The organism is Alteribacter populi (assembly GCF_002352765.1).
In the GTDB taxonomy this organism is placed as follows: domain Bacteria; phylum Bacillota; class Bacilli; order Bacillales; family Salisediminibacteriaceae; genus Alteribacter; species Alteribacter populi.
The window spans coordinates 942,786-964,106 of the sequence record NZ_KZ293963.1 but is presented as its reverse complement, the minus strand read 5'-3'; the positions used below and the strand labels follow the sequence as shown (position 1 = coordinate 964,106).

Annotated in this window: 19 protein-coding genes; all 19 read left to right on the top strand. The window is 40.3% G+C overall.

Going from position 1 to position 21,321, the window contains the following annotated elements; all coding sequences use genetic code 11:
* The first annotated feature begins 50 nt into the window (after nucleotides 1-50).
* The 19 genes from CDZ94_RS04705 (at nucleotide 51) to CDZ94_RS04610 (ending at nucleotide 21,305) form a co-directional block, all read left to right on the top strand.
* The gene (locus CDZ94_RS04705; RefSeq protein ID WP_096435359.1) at nucleotides 51-287 is read left to right on the top strand and encodes a YlmC/YmxH family sporulation protein; all 237 of its coding nucleotides are present in this window, start codon (nucleotides 51-53) and stop codon (nucleotides 285-287) included.
* 297 nt (nucleotides 288-584) lie between these two features.
* Entirely contained in the window at nucleotides 585-1,469 is an 885-nt protein-coding gene (gene dpaA / locus CDZ94_RS04700) for a dipicolinic acid synthetase subunit A (protein WP_096435358.1), read from the top strand.
* Between the two features lie 15 nt (nucleotides 1,470-1,484).
* Complete coding sequence (locus tag CDZ94_RS04695) at nucleotides 1,485-2,078, top strand: dipicolinate synthase subunit B (protein WP_096435357.1); 594 nt, start codon at nucleotides 1,485-1,487, stop codon at nucleotides 2,076-2,078.
* Nucleotides 2,079-2,349: 271 nt separating this feature from the next.
* Nucleotides 2,350-3,399 (top strand): aspartate-semialdehyde dehydrogenase, encoded by a 1,050-nt coding sequence (locus tag CDZ94_RS04690; protein WP_096435356.1) that lies wholly within the window; start codon nucleotides 2,350-2,352, stop codon nucleotides 3,397-3,399.
* A gap of 18 nt (nucleotides 3,400-3,417) precedes the next feature.
* Entirely contained in the window at nucleotides 3,418-4,635 is a 1,218-nt protein-coding gene (dapG, locus tag CDZ94_RS04685; protein WP_096435355.1) for an aspartate kinase, read from the top strand.
* 23 nt (nucleotides 4,636-4,658) lie between these two features.
* A complete protein-coding gene (gene dapA / locus CDZ94_RS04680) occupies nucleotides 4,659-5,528 on the top strand; it encodes a 4-hydroxy-tetrahydrodipicolinate synthase (RefSeq protein ID WP_096435354.1) in 870 nt (289 codons plus the stop codon).
* A gap of 156 nt (nucleotides 5,529-5,684) precedes the next feature.
* Nucleotides 5,685-7,352 carry a ribonuclease J gene (locus tag CDZ94_RS04675; RefSeq protein ID WP_096435353.1) on the top strand — a complete coding sequence of 556 codons (1,668 nt, stop codon included), beginning with the start codon at nucleotides 5,685-5,687 and terminating at the stop codon, nucleotides 7,350-7,352.
* A gap of 158 nt (nucleotides 7,353-7,510) precedes the next feature.
* Nucleotides 7,511-8,305 carry a ClpP family protease gene (locus tag CDZ94_RS04670; protein ID WP_096435352.1) on the top strand — a complete coding sequence of 265 codons (795 nt, stop codon included), beginning with the start codon at nucleotides 7,511-7,513 and terminating at the stop codon, nucleotides 8,303-8,305.
* Nucleotides 8,302-8,550: a YlzJ-like family protein gene (locus CDZ94_RS04665; protein WP_096435351.1), complete on the top strand. Its 249-nt coding sequence runs from the start codon at nucleotides 8,302-8,304 to the stop codon at nucleotides 8,548-8,550. The genes CDZ94_RS04670 and CDZ94_RS04665 overlap by 4 nt, the downstream gene beginning before the upstream one ends.
* A gap of 241 nt (nucleotides 8,551-8,791) precedes the next feature.
* Nucleotides 8,792-11,185 (top strand): DNA translocase FtsK, encoded by a 2,394-nt coding sequence (locus tag CDZ94_RS04660; protein WP_096435350.1) that lies wholly within the window; start codon nucleotides 8,792-8,794, stop codon nucleotides 11,183-11,185.
* 704 nt (nucleotides 11,186-11,889) lie between these two features.
* Nucleotides 11,890-12,609 (top strand): GntR family transcriptional regulator, encoded by a 720-nt coding sequence (locus CDZ94_RS04655; protein WP_096435349.1) that lies wholly within the window; start codon nucleotides 11,890-11,892, stop codon nucleotides 12,607-12,609.
* Between the two features lie 217 nt (nucleotides 12,610-12,826).
* Complete coding sequence (gene yfmF / locus CDZ94_RS04650; protein ID WP_232735744.1) at nucleotides 12,827-14,122, top strand: EF-P 5-aminopentanol modification-associated protein YfmF; 1,296 nt, start codon at nucleotides 12,827-12,829, stop codon at nucleotides 14,120-14,122.
* Nucleotides 14,115-15,410 carry an EF-P 5-aminopentanol modification-associated protein YfmH gene (yfmH, locus tag CDZ94_RS04645; RefSeq protein ID WP_096435348.1) on the top strand — a complete coding sequence of 432 codons (1,296 nt, stop codon included), beginning with the start codon at nucleotides 14,115-14,117 and terminating at the stop codon, nucleotides 15,408-15,410. The genes yfmF and yfmH overlap by 8 nt, the downstream gene beginning before the upstream one ends.
* A complete protein-coding gene (gene ymfI / locus CDZ94_RS04640; protein WP_096435347.1) occupies nucleotides 15,411-16,139 on the top strand; it encodes an elongation factor P 5-aminopentanone reductase in 729 nt (242 codons plus the stop codon).
* Between the two features lie 175 nt (nucleotides 16,140-16,314).
* Nucleotides 16,315-16,563, top strand: a complete 249-nt coding sequence (locus tag CDZ94_RS04635) for a DUF3243 domain-containing protein (protein WP_096435346.1) — start codon at nucleotides 16,315-16,317, stop codon at nucleotides 16,561-16,563.
* Between the two features lie 731 nt (nucleotides 16,564-17,294).
* On the top strand, nucleotides 17,295-18,068 hold the full coding sequence (locus CDZ94_RS04625) for a DUF3388 domain-containing protein (RefSeq protein ID WP_096435344.1): 774 nt from the start codon (nucleotides 17,295-17,297) through the stop codon (nucleotides 18,066-18,068).
* Between the two features lie 17 nt (nucleotides 18,069-18,085).
* Nucleotides 18,086-19,009: a helix-turn-helix domain-containing protein gene (locus tag CDZ94_RS04620; RefSeq protein WP_198520833.1), complete on the top strand. Its 924-nt coding sequence runs from the start codon at nucleotides 18,086-18,088 to the stop codon at nucleotides 19,007-19,009.
* 411 nt (nucleotides 19,010-19,420) lie between these two features.
* Nucleotides 19,421-19,999: a CDP-diacylglycerol--glycerol-3-phosphate 3-phosphatidyltransferase gene (pgsA, locus tag CDZ94_RS04615; protein WP_096435342.1), complete on the top strand. Its 579-nt coding sequence runs from the start codon at nucleotides 19,421-19,423 to the stop codon at nucleotides 19,997-19,999.
* A 61-nt stretch (nucleotides 20,000-20,060) separates the two neighbouring features.
* The gene (locus CDZ94_RS04610; protein WP_096435341.1) at nucleotides 20,061-21,305 is read left to right on the top strand and encodes a competence/damage-inducible protein A; all 1,245 of its coding nucleotides are present in this window, start codon (nucleotides 20,061-20,063) and stop codon (nucleotides 21,303-21,305) included.
* Nucleotides 21,306-21,321 lie beyond the last annotated feature (16 nt).

The window sequence follows — 21,321 nt, the reverse complement described above, 5'->3', positions numbered from 1 at the left end:
TTTTTGTCCTCTTTTGAACACGCAATAAAAGAGAGTAAAGGAGTGATCACATGCGCCTTAGTGAGATTAGTAACAAAGAAATTATCGATTTTCATAAAGGAGAACGCCTCGGTGTCCTCGGTCAGACCGACCTAGTGATTGACGAAAATACAGGGCAAATACAAGCCTTTGTCATTCCGACACTCAAATGGTTTGGACTTGGAAAAAAAGATAAGGAAGTCACGGTGTACTGGAATCAAATAAAAAAAATCGGCACAGATATGATTATTATCGACGTTCAACATTGAACAACGACCGCTTAATTTTATGAGAAATTCCCTACACAAAATAGAAGTAGTAGTCTTCCAGGCTAAAAACGTCCGCCCTTCAGGCGGGTGTTTTTTTATGTTTGATAAAAAACTTTTCAACTCAAATGGGACAACTTCATTTATCGGTAACATCATTTGAGCCCGAATAAACAATTCTTTTAAGAACGCGGTTTCCGTTTAGCACGTTCATTTGTGCGAATACATAGTATGTGGATGAAGAACATCGCAAGTTGGTTCCCCTTCAATAAAGAATTGGGAGAAAGGGGAGAAAAAAGTGTGTTAACTGATATGCACGTAGCGATTATTGGCGGTGATGCCAGACAACTAGAGATTATTCGCAAGCTATCAGAGTTAGATGCAAAGCTGTCCCTGGTTGGCTTCGATCAATTAGATGACGGGGTTGCAGGAGCTAAGAAGCAAACGTTACAAACATTAGACCCGACAAGTATTGATGCCATAGTTTTACCTGTAAGTGGAATGAATTCCAAAGATGAAGTGGAGTCAATTTTCTCTGGTGAAACGATTAAGATCGATTCGGAATGGATCAGTCGTACGAAGAAAACAACAACGATTTACTCTGGAATATCAACGGATTCTCTTCGAAATTTATTACAAAAGTACAAACGCCCATTTGTTGAGCTGTTTAATCGGGATGATGTAGCGATTTATAACTCAATTCCTACTGCAGAAGGAACAGTGATGATGGTGATTCAGAATACCGACACCACTATTCATTCCTCCAGAGTTATTGTATTAGGGTTTGGAAGGGTTGGAATGACGGTATCCCATACATTTAGACAACTAGGTGCTAAAGTAAAAGTAGCCGCGAGAGAGACAGAGTTATTAGCAAGAGCGTTTGAAAGCGGAGTAGAACCGATTTCATTAAATGAACTGGAAAACCACGCTGAAAATAGTGATGTGATTATTAATACCATTCCAGATGAAATTTTAATAGCTAAGGTAATAGCTAAAATGCCTTCTCATGCATTAATTGTTGATTTAGCTTCAAAGCCTGGGGGCACGGACTTTCGTTATGCTGAAAAAAGGGGGATTAAGGCACTACTAGCTCCTGGATTACCAGGAATTGTTGCTCCTAAAACAGCGGGTCGGATTATTGCAAATGTACTATCGTCTTTGTTGATTGGTCAGCGGAAAAACTGAGGGGAGGATTTTTTCATGTCCTTAAAAGGAAAGCATATTGGCTTTGGGTTAACGGGGTCTCATTGTACGTACGAGGAAGTAATGCCGGAAATTGAGAAACTGGTAAATCTCGGGGCAAAAGTTACACCCTTTGTCACACATACCGTTCAAAGCACAAATACAAAGTTCGGTAAAAGTGATGATTGGATAGAGAGAATTAAAAGTATTACGGAAGAACCGATTGTGAATTCCATTGTAACAGCTGAACCTTTCGGACCTAAAACACCACTCGATTGCATGGTTATTGCTCCCTTAACAGGAGGTTCTACGAGTAAATTCGCCAATGCGTTGACAGACTCACCTGTTCTTATGGGAGCAAAAGCGACATTACGGAATGGAAACCCTGTTGTTCTCGGTATTTCTACAAATGATGCACTAGGGTTAAATGGGGTAAACATCATGCGGTTGATGGCAACAAAAAATATTTATTTCATTCCATTTGGGCAAGATCACCCGTTTAAAAAGCCAACTTCACTCGTAGCGGATATGACAAAAATACAAGATACTGTCGAAGCTGCATTAAATGGCAAGCAATATCAACCTGTTCTCATTGAAAGATATAATCAATGATGAAAAATCTCTCCACAATTGATAAAATAGAATTAGTGCAACAACGATACACATCTGGTGAATTGATAAAAAAATCGTAGTTAAGGGATTAACCCTTAACTACGTTGCATTTATACTAGAGGATGTGGAACGAATTCTTCTATAAAATGTGAAGGCGAATTTGTATCAAAACATAGTATAAGTGCAGTAAAATGGGTGTCATTAAATCTGAAAATGGACCGAATTATTGTTTTAGTAGTCGAAATTGAAAGGTAAAGGAGAGGGGATTATCATGGTAGAAAATCGTGGATATCACGTTGCCGTTGTCGGGGCAACAGGAGCAGTAGGAAAAGAAATGATGAAAACATTAGAAAGACTTGAATTTCCAATAGCATCTATTTTACCGTTATCATCAAAACGTTCTGCTGGAACAAAAGTAGTTTTTAAAGGTGAAGAAGTAGAAGTAAAAGAAGCTACACCTGAATCGTTTGAAGACATTGATCTTGCCCTATTTAGTGCGGGAGGCTCAGTTTCAAAAAAATTAGCTTCTGAAGCAGTAAATAGAGGAGCTATTGTCGTTGACAACACGAGTGCATTTCGGATGGATGACAATGTTCCGCTCGTCGTCCCTGAAGTAAACCCTCACCATTTAGAGGATCACCAAGGGATCATTAGTAACCCAAATTGTTCAACGATTCAAATGGTGGCTGCTCTTGAACCGGTCCGAAGAGCGTTTGGACTTAAGAAAATTATTGTAAGTACGTATCAAGCAGTCTCCGGTGCAGGAGCTGATGCAATTGATGAAATGTATACCCAGTCACAGCAAGTAATTGAAGGCGAAAATGCCAAAGCAAAATTACTTCCTGTTGCGGGAGATAAAAAGCATTATCAGATCGCATTTAATGCTGTTCCGCAAATTGATCTTTTCCAAGAAAACGGTTATACGTTTGAAGAAATGAAAATGATTAATGAAACAAAGAAGATTACCGGTGATACATCCCTTCAAGTAGCAGCAACTTGCGTCCGTTTACCAATCGAAACTGGACATAGCGAATCGGTTTATTTCGAATTAGAGAAGGATGGCGTCACAAGGGAAGACATTTTAGCTGAGCTCCAGCAAGCTGAGGGAATTACCGTAATGGATAATCCTGAAGAACAATTGTATCCAATGGCTGTTGACGCAACAGGAAAAGATGATGTATTTGTTGGACGGCTTCGTCCTGATTTGGATAATACAAAAGGATTCCATTGCTGGGTTGTTTCAGATAACCTACTCAAAGGTGCAGCACTAAATTCTGTTCAAATCGCGCAAACTCTTGTAAAAAAGGGAATTTTAAAGTAGAGAAATCTGAGGTGTGTCATGGATATTACAGTACAAAAATTCGGCGGTTCGTCTCTTAAATCAACTGAAATGAGGGAGATGGCTGCAAATCATGTAATAAATGCATTAAAGCCAGGTGGTAAAATCGTCGTAGTTGTCTCGGCGATCGGAAGAACGGGTGACCCGTATGCCACCGATACACTACTGAATTTAGTTGGAGGACTCAAATCCGACGTTTCAAAGCGTGAGCTGGATCTACTTGCTTCCTGCGGTGAAGTCGTTTCTTCGGTTGTATTTTCTCAGCTCTTAAATGAAAAGGGTATTAATGCCTGTGCCATAACAGGAGCACAAGCAGGCTTTAGAACGAATGAAGAATACATGGATGCCAAGATTACTGAAATGAAAGTAGATGAATTAAAAACGACGCTTTCTGAATTTGATGTAGTAATCGTTACCGGATTTCAGGGGCAAACTCCAAAAGGGACAACAGCAACACTCGGACGTGGAGGGTCTGATACGTCCGCCACAGCTCTAGGGGCTGCTTTGAATGCGAAAGTGGTCGATATTTTTACCGATGTTGAAGGTGTTATGACAGCAGACCCGAGAATTGTCGACAAAGCAAAGCCTTTGCCAGTTGTCACCTATAATGAAATTTGTAACATGGCATACCAAGGAGCAAAAGTTATCCATCCGCGCGCTGTTGAAATTGCGATGCAAGCTAAAGTTCCAATTCGGATTCGCTCGACCTCTTCAGATGCAGAAGGGACACTTATTACAACGACAACGGCTAAAGAAGTCGGTCAGGATGTCGAAGAGCGAACGATAACTGGCATTGCCCATGTAAATCAAGTTACCCAAATAAAAGTTGGAGCAACCGAAGGAGAATATGATCTTCAATCAAAAGTTTTTAAAGCAATGGCTAATGAAAATATTAGTGTTGACTTTATTAACATCCAACCAATGGGCGTTGCTTACACAGTGAAGGATGACGTTAGTGATCGCGCAATCGAAGTACTCGAGTCACTCGGGTTCGCTCCTGAGACGATGAAAAATTGTGCAAAAGTATCAGCCGTTGGGGCTGGGATGACTGGAGTGCCCGGAGTTACTTCCAAAATTGTCGAAGCGTTGTCAGAACGAAACATCCAAATCCTTCAATCGGCGGATTCACATACGACGATTTGGGTATTAGTGAAAGAAGAAGACATGTTTGAAGCTGTGAATGCTTTGCACGAAATATTTTTAGGACACCAAGAGTAAGACCATATTTAGGAGTTGATCATATGAATTTTGGACACGTTGTAACCGCTATGGTGACCCCTTTTGATTCAAAGGGAAACGTTGATTTTGCGAAAACAACGAAACTGATAAACCATTTAATTGAAAACGGATCGGAAGCTCTCGTCGTTGCGGGAACTACAGGAGAATCACCGACATTATCTTATGAGGAGAAGCTTGCTTTGTTCGAGCATACTGTTAAAGTAGCGGATAACCGTGTACCAATTATCGCGGGAACAGGCTCTAACAATACGTATCAATCAGTGGAGTTTACGAAAAAAGCTGAAAAAGCCGGTGTCGATGCCGTAATGCTTGTCGCTCCTTATTACAACAAACCATCGCAAAAAGGCATGTATGAACATTTCAAAACAATTGCAAATAAAACGAAGTTGCCGATCATGCTTTACAACGTTCCAGGACGTACAATGGTAGAAATGAGTGCTGAAACAATAATTAAACTATCGAAAATTGATAATATTGTTTCTGTTAAAGAGGCGAGTGGCGACCTTGACCAAATGACGGAAATCATTGCGAATACTTCTGATGATTTTACACTTTATTCAGGGGATGATAGTTTAACTCTTCCCGTCATGGCTATTGGTGGTAATGGGATCGTCTCTGTTGCCTCTCACGTACTCGGAAACGAGATGCAATCAATGATCGAATCCTTTTTAAAGGGGAAACATCAAGCAGCCAGTCAATTGCATCAACAACTCGTTCCAGTTATGAATGGCATGTTTATGGCGCCTAACCCATCAGCTGTTAAAACTGCTCTGCAGCTGCAAGGACTTGATGTTGGTGGCGTTCGTTTACCAATTATCCCTTTAAGTTCTGAAGAGCGCCAGAGGCTGTCTGAGCTACTCAAAAAGATTTAAAACGAAAATTCGAGGATGTATCAAATGGTTAAAGACCGAGTTTTGATACATCCTCTTTCTTGTCTTTCGTTTTGATTGTACGTTATACTTAAATAAGTGATATGTGCGGTGGCGATATAAATAATACATAGGTACAAAACTATAGGAGGAAAAACATTGTCAAACCAACGAACAGAAAACATTCGAATCTTTGCTTTGGGCGGTATTGGCGAGATCGGAAAGAACATGTACGTAGTGGAGTTGGACGATGAAATCCTTGTGATTGATGGCGGTATAATGTTTCCTGAAGATGATATGCTCGGTGTGGATTTAGTCATACCGGATATGTCATATCTAATCGAGAATAAGGAAAGAATTAAAGGAATCCTCTTATCCCACGGTCACGATGACCACATCGGAGCCATACCCTACTTATTAAGGGAAGTAGACGTGCCAATATACGGCACGAAATTAACACTCGCTTTTGTTAAAGAGATGTGCAATGACTTAAAAGGTGTTAAAAAACCTCAGTTAAAAGAAATTAATGAGAATTCTAAAATACGCGTCGGACGAACACCGCTCACCTTTTTCCATGTAACACACAGCATTCCAGATGCAGTTGGTATTTGTATTCATACGTCCCAGGGTCCGATTGTATATACCGGAGATTTTAAATTTGACCAAACACCAATAGATGGGAATGATACTGAAATATACAAGATCGCATCTTTAGGAGAGAAAGGTGTTCTATGTCTTCTTTCTGACAGTATGAATGCAGAAAAGCCAGGAAACAGTTTAAGTGAGTCAAAAGTCAGTCAAAGTTTAAATGAAGCGTTCTACGATGCGCCTGGCAGAATGGTTGTAGCTACATTTTCGACGAATATTCAGCGAATCCAGCAAGTTATCGATGCGGCATACAATACTGGCCGTAAGCTAATTCCGGTAGGGAGCACGATGAAACGGGTAATCAACATCGCACGACGTCTTGATTATCTGTCAATTGCTGATGAGATGTTAATTGGAATAGAGGAAATGAGTCAACACGATGATGACAAACTGGTAATGTTAACAACAGGCAGTCAAAATGAACCATTGAGCGCTCTTTCCAGAATGGCCAAAGGAACTCATAAGCATGTGCGGATGAAAGCGAAGGATCGTGTCATCATTTCAGCTGCTCCTTCAGCAGGAAATGAAAAATCGATCTCACAAACCGTGGACTTGCTGCACAGATCTGGAGCCGACGTCATTTTTGGCAAAGATAAAATTCATGCTTCGGGTCATGGTCATCAAGAAGAGCTGAAACTCATGCTAAATTTGATCAAACCTCGTTATTTTATTCCCGTTCACGGAGAATTTAGAATGCAGTATGCTCACGGAGAGTTAGCGAAAACATGTTCTGTACATCCTGAAAATATTTTTCTTTTGGAAAAAGGAGAATGTGTTGAATTTCAAAACCGTAAAGGGAAACAAATTGGCAAAATTTCTACAGGAAATGTTCTCATAGATGGGCTTGGCATTGGCGATGTAGGAAATATCGTATTAAGAGACCGAAGGCTCCTTTCTAAGGACGGAATTCTTGTCGTTGTCTTCACTCTGAATAAACGGACAAACAACGCTATTGCAGGCCCTAACATCATTTCTCGCGGTTTCGTTTACGTAAGAGAATCTGAGGACTTGATTAGGGAAGCCGAAGAACTCGTCCAGGAAACATTAACGAGATGTAAAGAACAAAACATCATGGAATGGTCACAACTAAAAAACAATGTTAGAGAAGTTTTAAGTCGTTTCCTATTTGAGAAAACAAAACGCCGACCGATGATTATGCCTATCATAATGGAATCCTAGAACAGAAAAAACGCTTAAAAAACAATAGCACCTATCTATTATCCAAGGACCTAATAAAAAACTTAATAACCTTTCAGAATGAAAGTGCCTCCTCTACTCCATACTAAAGATGGAAGTCCAACGTATTATATTAGGATATTTTAGAGGAGGCTTTTCAAATGAGTGAATATAACCAAAATAATGATTCAAACCCTGCACCTAATCAACCTAATCAACCTCAGCAACCTAATCAACCTCAGCAACCTCAACAGGAACCTGGGAAAGGAAAAGAAAAGGACGGGATTCTAGATAAGATTCAGCAGCTTGGTTCAACGAATGTACCGCAAATGGAGCAAACAAATATTCATGTTTTGACGATCGTAGGACAAATTGAAGGTCATATGCAACTCCCGCCGCAAAATAAAACAACGAAATATGAACACGTAATTCCTCAGCTTGTTGCTGCAGAACAAAATGCAAATATTGAGGGCTTGCTAGTTATCTTAAATACCGTAGGTGGGGATGTAGAGGCAGGTCTTGCCTTAGCGGAAATGATTTCCTCTCTTTCAAAGCCAACGGTTACGTTAGTTCTTGGTGGAGGCCACTCGATCGGTGTTCCAATTGCAGTAGGATCTGATTATTCATTTATAGCCGAAACGGCAACGATGACGATCCATCCGGTTCGATTAACTGGCTTAGTAATCGGTGTTCCCCAAACATTTGAATATTTAGATAAAATGCAAGACCGTGTAATCAGCTTTGTGACCCGACATTCAAACATCTCAGAGGAAAAGTTTAAAGACCTCATGCTCTCAAAAGGGAACCTCACAAGAGATATCGGCACAAATGTGATTGGTGAGGATGCGGTTTCGTATGGGATGATTAATGAAGTCGGAGGCATTGGAAAAGCAATTGCAAAATTGAATGAGCTCATTGATGAAACGAAGCCTAATAAAGGGGACGTCGTGCAATGATCCTCTACACATATCAATCCCAAGATTTAATATTTCCAACAAAAGAAGAGGAGTTTTCAAAGCAGCAAACTGTTTCCATTCCCGGTGGTTCCCTCGTAGTAGAAGCTGTAAATAGTACGGGTATCAGTGGGACGAAATTGCGCGTCATTCGTCTTTTGACTACCGATCCAAATTTATACCTGGAAGATCAATATCAACCTGGAAGTTTAGTTGACCCGCAAATGATAACAGGAGGCTTAGATTAAGTGTAAGGTTTACTGGCCTCATCAAAGAAAGCTATGCTATAATAAAATGAAAACAAGCGTTCGATGGCAGCCGATTTATGGCTGCTTCTTCTTTTTTGATGACAACCCTTTCTACATAAAGTTTTGTTTATTGTTATCAGAAACAGGCTTTTTAAGAATGCTTCTAGAATAGGTAAAGAGACAAGTCTGGCTCGATAAACCTAAAAGTGTGCTATACATATTCGGTTGAGGTGATTTACTCATGGCAAAACGAAAACGTAAACGGAATAAGCAAAAATGGAAGACACAGTTAACTTATGAATTGGCTGGCGTTTTTCTTCTCGTCATCTCTACAGTGGCATTTGCGAGACTTGGATTTGCAGGAGATGGGATTGTAGAAGTATTTCGGTTTATTTTAGGAGACTGGCATATTCTGTTGACCATCAGTTTGTTGCTCTTATCTTTTTATTTTATGATAAAGAGGAAATGGCCTGATTTTTGGACCAGGAGAATGGTCGGTGTGTATATTTTGGTTTATGCCATCGCGCTGTTGACCCACGTCCGACAATTTGAGTCTCTTTCTCAAGGGACACCATTTGCTGATCGCTCTGTGATCCGCAATACAAGTCATCTGTTCTTTATGCAGCTTAATGATCAAACGGCCATTGAAACACTTGGAGGCGGTATGGTCGGAGCACTCGGCTTTAGCATGACACACTTTCTGTTCGCAGAAGGAGGTACAATAGCTTTCTCGATTGGCCTTATGTTTATGGCTGTTGTCCTTATTACTGGAAGATCTGTCATTGACGTGATTAAAAGAGCTACAGACGGCTTCGTTTCTTATTTAAAGAAAATGGTGGCAACAATTGGAGCTTCGTTTATGGAGAGCATGTCATCACTAAAGGAAGCGATTAAGGAAAAGCGAGAGAGTATGAAAGTACAGGCAGATGAGAAGAAAAAGACGGTGAAACCAAAAGAAACTCCTGTTCAATCGGTAGAAAAGGAAGAAGAGCCGATTATATACGACTTCTCTACAAAAGCATATGATGGAAATGAAACAGATGATGTTAATCATCAGATGGAACAGCAAACAATGGACGCTGTTGAAGCAAAACCAGGACAAACTCAAAAAGTAGAGATGAATGAGGATGATGTAGAGGAGGAAATTGTTAACGTACCGACCGCCTCTCTGGCTGTAATCTCTAAGGAAAACGAAAACTATGAACTACCTGACGGGCAATTATTGAATAATCCAAAGAAAACGAACCAGACAAGAGAGCATCATCTGCTCTCAAAAAATGCCCGCAAACTTGAACAGACGTTAGAAAGCTTTGGAGTAAAGGCAAGAGTAACCGAAGTTCATCTTGGACCATCGGTAACAAAATATGAAGTCTACCCTTCAGCAGGCGTAAAAGTAAGTAAAATCGTAAACTTATCTGATGACCTCGCTTTAGCCTTAGCAGCGAAAGATATACGCATTGAAGCCCCGATTCCCGGCAAGTCTGCTATTGGCATTGAAGTACCGAATCAGGAAGTGGCTTTAGTAACATTAAAAGAAGTACTCGAGGCAAAACAAATTCTCGATTCTGCTAACCCTCTTGCTATTGGGTTAGGAAGAAATATCTCCGGTGATGCGGTCATCGCAGAATTAAATAAAATGCCTCACCTTTTAGTCGCAGGTGCTACTGGAAGCGGAAAAAGTGTCTGTATTAACGGAATTATTGTGAGCATTTTAATGCGCAGTAAACCACACGAAGTAAAGCTGATGATGATCGATCCAAAAATGGTGGAACTTAACGTTTATAATGGTATTCCACACTTGTTATCACCAGTTGTAACTGATCCTAAAAAAGCCTCGCAAGCATTAAAAAAAGTGGTGTCGGAAATGGAGAGACGATACGAGCTGTTTGCTGATTCTGGCACGAGAAATATCGAAGGTTATAATAGTTATATCAAAAAAGAAAATGCAAAACGTCCTGAAGAAGATCACCACCCTTACTTGCCGTTTATTGTTGTAATCGTCGATGAGCTTGCTGACTTAATGATGGTTGCTTCATCCGACGTAGAAGATTCGATTACTCGCCTTGCCCAGATGGCCAGAGCGGCAGGAATCCATCTTATTATTGCTACACAGCGCCCATCTGTCGATGTCATTACCGGAGTAATCAAAGCGAATATCCCATCACGGATTGCATTTGGTGTGTCGAGTGCAACAGACTCAAGAACGATCCTCGATAGTAACGGGGCTGAAAAATTACTTGGCCGTGGAGATATGCTGTTTATTCCAGTCGGAGCTTCAAAGCCAACGCGAATTCAAGGAGCTTTCTTATCCGATGAAGAGGTGGAGGGCATCGTTTCATATTGTATTGAACAGCAAAAAGCTCAGTACGCAGAAGAAATGATTCCGCAAGAAGGAGAAACAGAAGTCCATGAAGCAGTTGCTGATGACCTTTATGATGAAGCAGTTCAGCTTATTACCGAGATGCAAACTGCATCGGTATCTATGCTGCAGCGCCGCTTTCGAATTGGTTATACCCGTGCTGCACGGCTTATTGATGAAATGGAAGTCCGAGGCATTGTCGGACCATATGAAGGAAGTAAACCCCGGGAAGTTTTAGTAAGTAAATCTCAAGACGATCAAGTATCAAATGGTTAAGTACTATTGTTCGAAGCGGTCCGCTATTTACGGGGCTGCTTTTTTTATTAATAATTTATAAGCGGACGACTTTAAAACATTTGGCGGAAGCTAACACTTTTTTTAATAGGCTCTTTTCGCATTGATGTTATTTGTTTTAATGATTATCCCCTTTGCTCAGAATTATGAAGGCATCATCCATGTTTACTATTTCACCTTTAATTATGGCTCTTTTCGTATGTATTGTTGCTTTTAATCTTCGCAGCTGAAATAAACTGCGACATATATTACCGCTTCGGAAATACACTACGCTTTCCGTGGAAAGCGACTGTCCGGAGCGGAAATCAATCTACTTCTATGTCGCAGTTTATATATTTTGTGTCAAGAACAACAATCTTTTAGAAAACAGCCTTAGTTATAAAGGCCCGAAGACACCACGACATTTCTGCGGAAATATAATATGCTTCTAATATGAATGATTTCTGAGCTAATGACATACTCATATTTGTTTTTAGAGCTTTAGGCAAGCGCATGCTTGCCCTGTCACGCTATGCGGTTTATCATAGGCTATTTTCTAAAACGTTTGCTTTTTGAGATTTTTCAGGCTCTAAAATCAGGACGACAGACTCTCTCTTAAAAAATGGTAGTTAATTCTCCTGTTTCGTGATAAAGTAGCATTAGAAAATTGTGATAAATAGAGATAAGGTTGCAAGGGGAGAAGATCTATGATTAAGTCTGACCATCGACCACTTTATTTGCAGGTCATTGATCGTATAAAAGAAGACATTGAAAAAGGCCGCTACGAACCAGGGCAGCGTCTACCATCGGAATTTGAATTATCAAAACAACTTGGTGTGAGCAGGGCTACTTTACGTGAAGCTTTGCGTATGCTCGAAGATGAGAGTGTCATTATCCGCAGGCACGGTGTAGGTACATTTATCAACTCAAAGCCACTATTTTCTTCCGGGATCGAAGAATTAAACAGCGTGACAGATATGATACGCCGAAGTCACATGGAGCCGGGCACGATTTTTTTATCATCTTCTGTCCAAGCTGCCAACGAAGAAGATCGTATGCGTTTTAATGATGACGAGCTTGATGAACTCATTATCATTGAACGGGTTCGAACAGCGGATGACCAGCCGGTAGTCTACTGTCTTGACAAACTTCCAAAAAAATTGCTTCCTGAGTTTGTCTCCCATAAAGAAGAGTCAATTTTTAATCAGCTTGAAGCTGCCGGGACGGCGATAAGCTATGCGTTAACTCAAATTGAACCGTTAGGATTTCATGAAAAAGTTTCTGAAACGTTGCAGTGCGAACCGGAAACGTCTCTTCTTACTTTAAAACAAATGCATTATGATGATGATGAGAAGCCAGTCCTATACTCATTGAATTATTTTAGGGCCGATAAATTTAAATTTCATGTCATTCGTAAACGAGTGTAATGCTAAATATACTCAGCTAAGAGCATGTCGATTATATCTGTCATGCTCTTTTTATATGGCTTTTTGAGTTGAAGAGTGTGGAATATTTTGCATATAGGTACTGTTTTTCGCTACAATCAAGAAGAGGAATTATAATGCAAGTCAAAGAAAGGTATCCTATTAAGAGATGTTCAAAATTAACACAGATTAGTAAGAAAGTATTAAGGGAGGTTTTTAAGTGGAAGCAGTTAATGTGAATCAATTTTCTCAAGGACCTGTTCGTGTACACGTTGTGCAATCGGACACGTATAAAACAAACACGCTCGTATTACATATTCGAGCACCCCTGACACAAGAAGAGCATACGAAACGAGCGTTATTGCCGCATGTATTGCAAAGTGGGTCAAAAGATTATCCTAGTCGTCAGCAAATTAGACAGTCACTGGACGACCTGTACGGGGCTACGCTTAGCGGCGATGTGAATAAGAAAGGTGAATATCATCTTATATCGTTTAAACTAGAAGTTGCTAATGAACGTTATTTAAAAGATGAAACACCTCTGTTAGAAAAAGCCTTTCAAATGATGACGTCGGTTGTGACCAATCCTCTGTTGGAAGACGGAAAGTTTAAGGACTCGGTTGTAAAAAGTGAAAAACGAAACTTAAAACAACGGATTGCCTCTGTTTATGATGATAAAATTCGCTATGCAAACATGAGATTAAACGAGGAAATGTGTAAAGAAGAACCATATGGTCTATTTGTCTATGGTGACGAGCAAGCTTTAGAAGAAATTACACCACAAGGTTTATTTGAGTACTACCAAAAAGTGATGAAAGAAGACAAGATGGACCTCTATGTCGTAGGAGATGTAGATGTCGACCAAGTAAAAGAATTTGTGAAAAACCACCTCCAGTTAGAAGAGCGGATTGGACAACAAACAAGTCAGCAACCAAGCTCGCAAACGCAAAGAGATATTGAAGAAAATGTCGTGTTTGAAGAACAAGATCTTAAACAAGGCAAGCTTCACCTAGGTTATCGTACGAATGTAACATACCAGGACGATGATTATTTTGCACTCCAATTATTCAATGGCTTGTATGGCGGATTTTCGCATTCGAAGCTTTTTCTAAACGTCCGTGAGAAAGCGAGTCTCGCCTATTATGCTGCTTCTCGAGTAGAAAGTCATAAAGGGTTGCTGATGGTCATGTCTGGAATTGAAACGGCAAACTATGAGCAGGCGGTAAAAATTATTCGTGAACAAATGGAAGCGATGAAATCAGGTGATTTTACAAATGACCAAGTCGAACAAACAAAATCGGTCCTTAAAAATCAGTTATTAGAAACGATGGACGCTCCAAGAGGGCTCGTTGAACTTATGTATCACAATGAACTTGGGGATAAAGCTCGCAACCTTGATGAGTGGATTCCAAACATTGATAGTGTCACAAAGAATGACATCGTCAATGTCGCCAAGAAGGTGGAGCTAGATACGATTTACTTCTTAAAAGGAACGGAGGGTGCATCGGATGAATAAACAGACCTTTGACCAACTCAAAGAGACCCTTTATCACGAAAAGCTCAATAACGGGTTGGACGTGTACGTACTTCCGAAAGCCGGATTTAACAAAACATTTGCTACATTTACGACGAAGTATGGGTCAATCGACAATGACTTTATTCCACTAGGTGAAAAAGAGGCTGTAAAAGTTCCTGATGGCATTGCTCATTTCCTTGAGCATAAGTTGTTTGAAGATGAAGAGGGAGATGTGTTTCAACTGTTTAGTAAGCAAGGTGCATCAGCGAACGCATTTACGAGCTTTACCCGAACGGCTTATTTATTTTCAAGTACAGCTAACGTCCGTGATAATTTAACGACCCTCATGGATTTTGTTCAAAAGCCATATTTTACAGAGGAAAGCGTTGAAAAAGAAAAAGGGATTATCGGCCAGGAAATCAAAATGTACGATGATAACCCCGACTGGCGTGGATACTTCGGGTTAATTAGCAACTTGTATGAATACCACCCCGTAAAAATTGATATTGCAGGAACGATTGAATCCATTAATGAGGTGACAAAAGATCTTCTTTATACATGTTATGAAACGTTTTATCACCCAAACAACATGTCGTTGTTTATCGTTGGTAACGTGGATGCAGAAGAAATCATGACCCTTGTTCGTGAAAATCAGTCCAGCAAAGAATTCCCTGAACCTGAACGAGTCCAGAGGTTCTTTGATGCAGAACCTGCTGAAGTTGCTAAAGCTGAGCAGAAAATCCCGATGAATGTGAAAACGGGTAAGTGCCTTGTCGGTTTTAAAGATCGAAGTCCTGATCGTCAAGGGGAAGACCTATTAAGGCATGAGCTTGCCATTAACATTTTGCTTGAGATGGTCTTTGGTCAGAGCTCAAAAAACTATGAGACACTTTACCAAGAAGGGCTCATTGATGATACATTTTCCTTTGACTACTCTGGAGAGCTCGGTTTCGGCTTTTCAGTTATTGGAGGAGATACATCAGAGCCTGAGCGTTTAGCACAACGTATTAAAGAGATGGTAGATGTCTTTGTCAAAAGCGATTTAGATGAAGCAGCAGTCGAAAGTATTCGAAAGAAGAAGATTGGCTTCTTCCTGCGTTCCTTAAACTCTCCTGAGTATATTGCCAACCAGTTTACTCGCTATCAGTTTAACGAGATGAATTTGTTTGATGTTATTCCAACGCTAGAATCATTAACGATGGAAAATTTAAAAGAGGCTATGGCAGAACATTTTAAAACAGACACACAGTTTAGTAAATGTTTGGTTACTCCAAAGGATGAAACGTAATTGACAAAACAAGCTCTGATTACTGGAGCAAGCGGAGAAATCGGGCGTGCGATCGCATTAAAACTTGCAAAAGATGGTTTCTCCCTTGTTCTTCATTATCATCAAAACGATACAGCGGCTCAATCTATAGCCCAACAGATTAACAAGCTTTATGACCAAAAACCAGTTCTCGTGCAAGCTGACATGCGTAGCCCACATGCGGTTGAAAAATTGGCAGGAGCGATTACAAATCCGCTTGACGTCATCGTTCATAATAGTGGTCGCAGCTACACCGGGCTCGTTCAAGATTTTAGTCAGGAAGAGTTGCAGGAGGCTACACAGCTTGGGCTGATTACCCCTTATCGGCTAACGAATGCATTTTTACCCGGAATGATCGAAAAAAAATCTGGAAAAGTGATTGTGATATCATCGATTTGGGGGCTTACGGGCGCATCCTGTGAAGTGCTGTATTCGATGATTAAGGGCGGCTTAAATGCTTATGTGAAAGCTCTTGCAAAAGAGTTGGCTCCCTCTGGAATCCAAGTAAATGGCATCGCTCCAGGCATCATTGAGACAAAGATGAATCAACACCTACAACAAGAAGAACGTGACGCAATAGCTGAAGACATTCCAGCCGGACGATTTGGCAAACCAGCGGAAATAGCCGAAGCCGTATCATTTCTAACTTCACCAGAAACGAGCTACATCAATGGACAAATCCTTTCAGTTAACGGTGCCTGGCACTGTTAAAATTACTCCCTATGCATAGTTCTTAACAAATGAGAAAAACTATAATTGCATATTCAAAAAGTGGAACCAAAAAGCGAAAAAGGTTAGGCAAGCAGACGCAGAGTTTCACCGCTTTTTTCCAAAACTTTTTGAACATCTTCTATAGGAGAAACTAAGTAAAGGGAGGGTCACACGCATGAGTGTTATAGACAATTGGGATCAGTGGAAGCACTTTTTAGGTGATCGTTTAGATCAAGGTAAGCAAGAAGGAATGAACAATCAAGTCGTATCTGAAGTTGCTTATCAAGTTGGCGAATACTTAGCTGAACAAGTTGAGCCAAAAAATGAACAAGAAGCCGTTCTTGCTGATATGTGGCATGTCGCTTCTGAAGAAGAACAGCATGCCATTGCCAACATGATGGTAAAATTAGTTCAAAAGAAATAAAATGATTTGAAGTGTCGCTTAAGGCGGCACTTTTGTCGTTAGCCTGATAAATTATTTTCGTTGAGTGAATGATTTAACTTAAGTAGATGCTGCTGCTTAAGTAGTATACGCATGCATGGCAAGAGGATATGCTCTTTCTTATGGAGAGAACCTGCAAGGAAAATAACTCCCCTTTTTGCCAGAAACCTTGCACCTGATTTTGAGATACACATGAGATAGGCAAGGGGTGGGGTGCTGCTACAATGGACAGGCAACAATGGTCTTCTTGCGACGAGGAACCGCAGGAGCAGCAGAAGACCCTGTGCGGAAAGCGAAGCCATGGAAGCGTCACCCCTTGTATTTGAGTTTTAGAGTTATTCAGCAATCCCTAAGTAAATGCGTGTTTAAGGAGGAGCATAAAAGGTTTTATTTTTTATGTTTTTATCGAAGAGGAGTACAGCTATTTGTAGCGAACTTTTTGAACATCTCAATAAATTTTATTTTGGAAAGTGGGTTTAAAAGGTGAAACTTTCCATCATTCCTCTTTTAAAGATGAACAAAATACATTATTATTAAGTAAGGCTGTTTTCGTAAAGTTTGTTGCTTTTTGAGCGTTTTTTCAAAGCTGTCACGCTATGCGTGACAGGGCAAGCATGCGCTTGCCTAACGCTTTAAAAACAAATAGCCACAATCTATGCGAAAAGAACCTTAAGTAATGAATATCTCGAGTATTGCACGAGAGGAGTGCGACCATGGAAAAAAAGGAATGGTATTTAGAATATCAAATTCATGAAAATCGTCCTGGTTTGTTAGGAGAAATTGCTTCCCTTTTAGGGATGTTACGTATTAATATTGTAACTATAAATGGTGTAGAACATCGGAGAAGAGGCATGCTGCTCCGAAGCGAAAGCGATGAGGCGATTCAGCGACTTAAGTTTATTCTTGAAACAATGGACATTATTACGCTTAGAAAAATCAGAGAGCCTAAGCTTCGCGACAGGTTAGCGGTTCGTCACGGTCGCTATATTGAACGAGATGAAGACGAAAAGAAAACATTTCGTTTTGTTAGAGATGAGCTTGGTCTTCTCGTTGATTTTATGGCAGAATTGTTTAAAAAAGATGGACACCGTTTAATCGGAATTCGTGGGATGCCAAGAGTAGGGAAAACGGAATCTGTCGTTGCAGCTAGTGTATGTGCAAGTAAGCGCTGGTCATTTTTGTCTTCCACCTTATTGCGGCAAACCATTCGTAGTCAATTAGCTGATGATGAGTTTTCAGAAAATCATATTTACATTATTGACGGCATTGTTTCAACGATGCGTGCTTCTGAAAAGCACCGGATGCTTGTATCTGATATAATGCGATTGCCTGCCACAAAAGTTGTGGAGCACCCTGATATTTTTATTCGAGAAACTGAATATTCTCTCAATGATTTTGATTATATTATTGAATTAAGAAGCGATGAATCAGAAGAAATTACATACGAGGCTGTGGATTCGGGTTTTTCATCCTTCGATATTAGCTAGTTTGGAAGGTGTTAGTATTGTCAGAATTAGGAATTCGTTTAAAAGCTGCAAGAGAAGAGTTAGGTCTTTCATTAGATGAGATGCAAACACGAACGAAAATTCAAAAGAGGTACTTGATCGCCATTGAAGAAGGGGCGTTTGAGAGACTTCCTGGCGAATTTTATGCGCGTGCGTTTGTAAAGAATTATGCTGAAGCAGTAGGTATGGATGCTGAAATGTTGTTTGATGAGCATTACGATGAATTGCCTCAACCAAAGCGGGAACCTTCCACATTACCTCCTAGAGTAAGCCGAACGAATGCAAAGGTGGAAAAAACGAAAGTAACGAAAAAAAAATCCAAATTCTCATCGTTCCTGCCGACGTTGATTATTGCTTTGTTTCTGGCAGCTGTTGTAGCCGGAATTTGGATTATGAACTTAAACGGTGAAAATGGGGATGACGGAGCTGTACCTAGGGAGAGCACTAACCCAGGTGGCGACTTTGATGATAGCAACGTAATCAATGATGATGACGAAGTAGATAACGAAGAAGATGAAAACGGTGAAGAAGAAGCAAATACCGGTGAAGATGAGGTTGAAGAAGAAGCGCCTGAAGAGGAAGAAACAGGCAACCAAGAGCTTACATTAGAGGGAACCGAAGGATATAACTCGACGATGACACTTTCTAACACGGACGAGTTTAACGTCCGTGTTGAGTTTACGGATGGTAGCTGGACAGAAGTAAAAGATGGTGAAGGTACAGTGTTAGATGTAAGTACTTACTCAGAAGGTGACGAGCTAACTTATGATATGACGGATGAAGAAGCCATTGAAATAAACATCGGTTTTGTACCTTCAGTGGATATCTACATTAACGATGAGCTACTTGACTACCCGCTTGATCCAAGTGATCAAGATCGACAGCGAATTATTATACAATTTTCTCTAGATGCTGAACAATAAGTTTCGCAAAGCAAAATGCTGCTCTTTTTGTAGAGCAGCATTTTTGTGGCCCTTATAGCCAGAAGTTTTATTTCTAAAATTCGCAATCCAAGTGTGATTTTGGTAAAATTAAAAAAGATTCTAAAGTTGGAGAAGCTGGGTTAAAACAATGAAAGATGCAAGATTAGGTTTTTATACTGTATAACACCTATGAACGTACAAGTATAAATGCAGCTAAAACTTGGCGGCGAGCCAAGTTTTCTTTAAAAGTCAAGAAGACATAAGGGGACAGCTACTTATACGACGTCCGTCTCAAAGGAACAAGCGGCGGAAGCTAACGCGGTTTTTCTTATCTCTTGACCAAGGCGTTTGCGCTTTCCTTAGGAAACTCTATTTCTCAAGCGGCGGTTTTCTTTATTAAGGAGGTCCAACATGAACGTACCAAATCAAATTACCATCTCCAGAATTTTTCTCATTCCTATTTTTATGATATTTTTACTTGTTCCATTCTCATGGGGTGAATGGAGTCTGCTTGGAACGGTCATCCCTATCTCTCATTTTTTTGCAGCTGTCATTTTTATCATTGCTGCTGCAACTGACTGGCTTGATGGCTACTATGCAAGAAAATACAACCTCGTTACGAATATGGGGAAATTTTTAGACCCTTTAGCAGACAAGTTGTTAATTACGGCTGCGTTTGTCTCCCTTGTCGAGCTTGGTTTGTTTCCCGCTTGGGCAGCCATTCTCATATTGAGCCGTGAATTTGCTGTTACGGGATTAAGGTTGGTCGCTGCAGCTGATGGAGACGTTATTGCTGCAAGTAAATGGGGAAAGTGGAAAACAGTGAGTCAAATTGTCGCTGCTTCTGCGCTTATGTTACATAATGTCTTGTTTGAAGCTTTATCAATTCCATTTGCTACATTGATGATTTACGTTGCTGTCATCTTAACTGTTTTCTCAGGATGGGATTATTTTGTTAAAAATAAGCATGTACTGACGAAATCAACGTAAAGCACAAATGGATAACGATATGCATAACTAGCTGTACGCTTTTCTAGTTAGGAGGAAGCGAATGAATGCTGAAATTATAGCAGTTGGTTCTGAGCTTTTGCTTGGCCAAATTACGAACACGAACGGTCGGTTTCTTTCTGAAAAGATGACTGAACTTGGAATTAATGTGTATTATCATACGGTTGTAGGTGATAACCCTAACCGTTTAGCGGAAACAGTTGAATGCGCTGGAAAGAGATCAGATCTAGTTATTTTAACTGGTGGTCTCGGTCCGACAAAGGATGATTTGACAAAAGAGACTCTCGCTTCTGTCTTGAAAACTGAGCTTGTGCATGACGATGAAACGTTGGGTCGCATAGAAACTTTTTTTCAAAAGCAACAGAAAGTGATGACTTCAAATAATAAAAAGCAAGCCCTGATCCTTAAAGGGGCTGAGGTTTTCCAAAATGATTATGGTCTTGCGTGTGGTATGGCCATTGGTGATCATCCCCGTTTTATTATGCTTCCAGGGCCGCCTAAAGAGCTCTACCCGATGGTAGAAAACTATGTTGTTCCCTATTTAACGGGTCAATCAACTGAACGGATACAAATATCTTCCAGAGTACTCCGCTTTTTTGATATAGGAGAATCGAAACTCGTGGATTTGATTGATGACATGATTGAATATCAAGGAAATCCCACAGTGGCGCCTCTTGCTTCGGACGGAGAAGTTACGCTTAGGCTTACGGCAAAAGGTGAACAAAAAACGAATGAGGAAAAGCTAGATATTCTCGAAAAGGAAATTTTGACAATCCTTGGTTCTTATTTTTACGGGTATGGAAAAGAGACTTTGCCTGTTAAAGCAGCAAAGGAAATTCAACGAAAGAAATTAACATTGGCTAGTGCTGAAAGTCTTACAGGCGGACTCTTTGGGGAAGTAATGACTGCCAAACCAGGTGCATCTTCCTTTTATACTGGCGGTGTTATCTGTTATGATGCTAAAGTAAAAGAAAATTTGCTGCACATTAAAAAAGATATTCTCGATACTCACGGTACCGTCAGTGAAGTATGTGCTAAAATGCTTGCAGAGAATGTGAAGCCGCTTATGAGTGCTGACATTGGGATAAGCTTTACTGGTGTAGCTGGCCCTGACTCACTAGACGATAAAGAACCCGGACTTGTTTATATTGGTATTGCGACTTCTCAGAGAACGATTATTCGTAAAGTAATGTTAGCCGGGAATCGCTCTCAAATAAGAGAGAAAGCAGCAAAGTATGGCTGTTATTACCTGATAAAAGAATTGAATGAAGGAACAACGAAAGAGTAAAAGGTGGATGAATAGC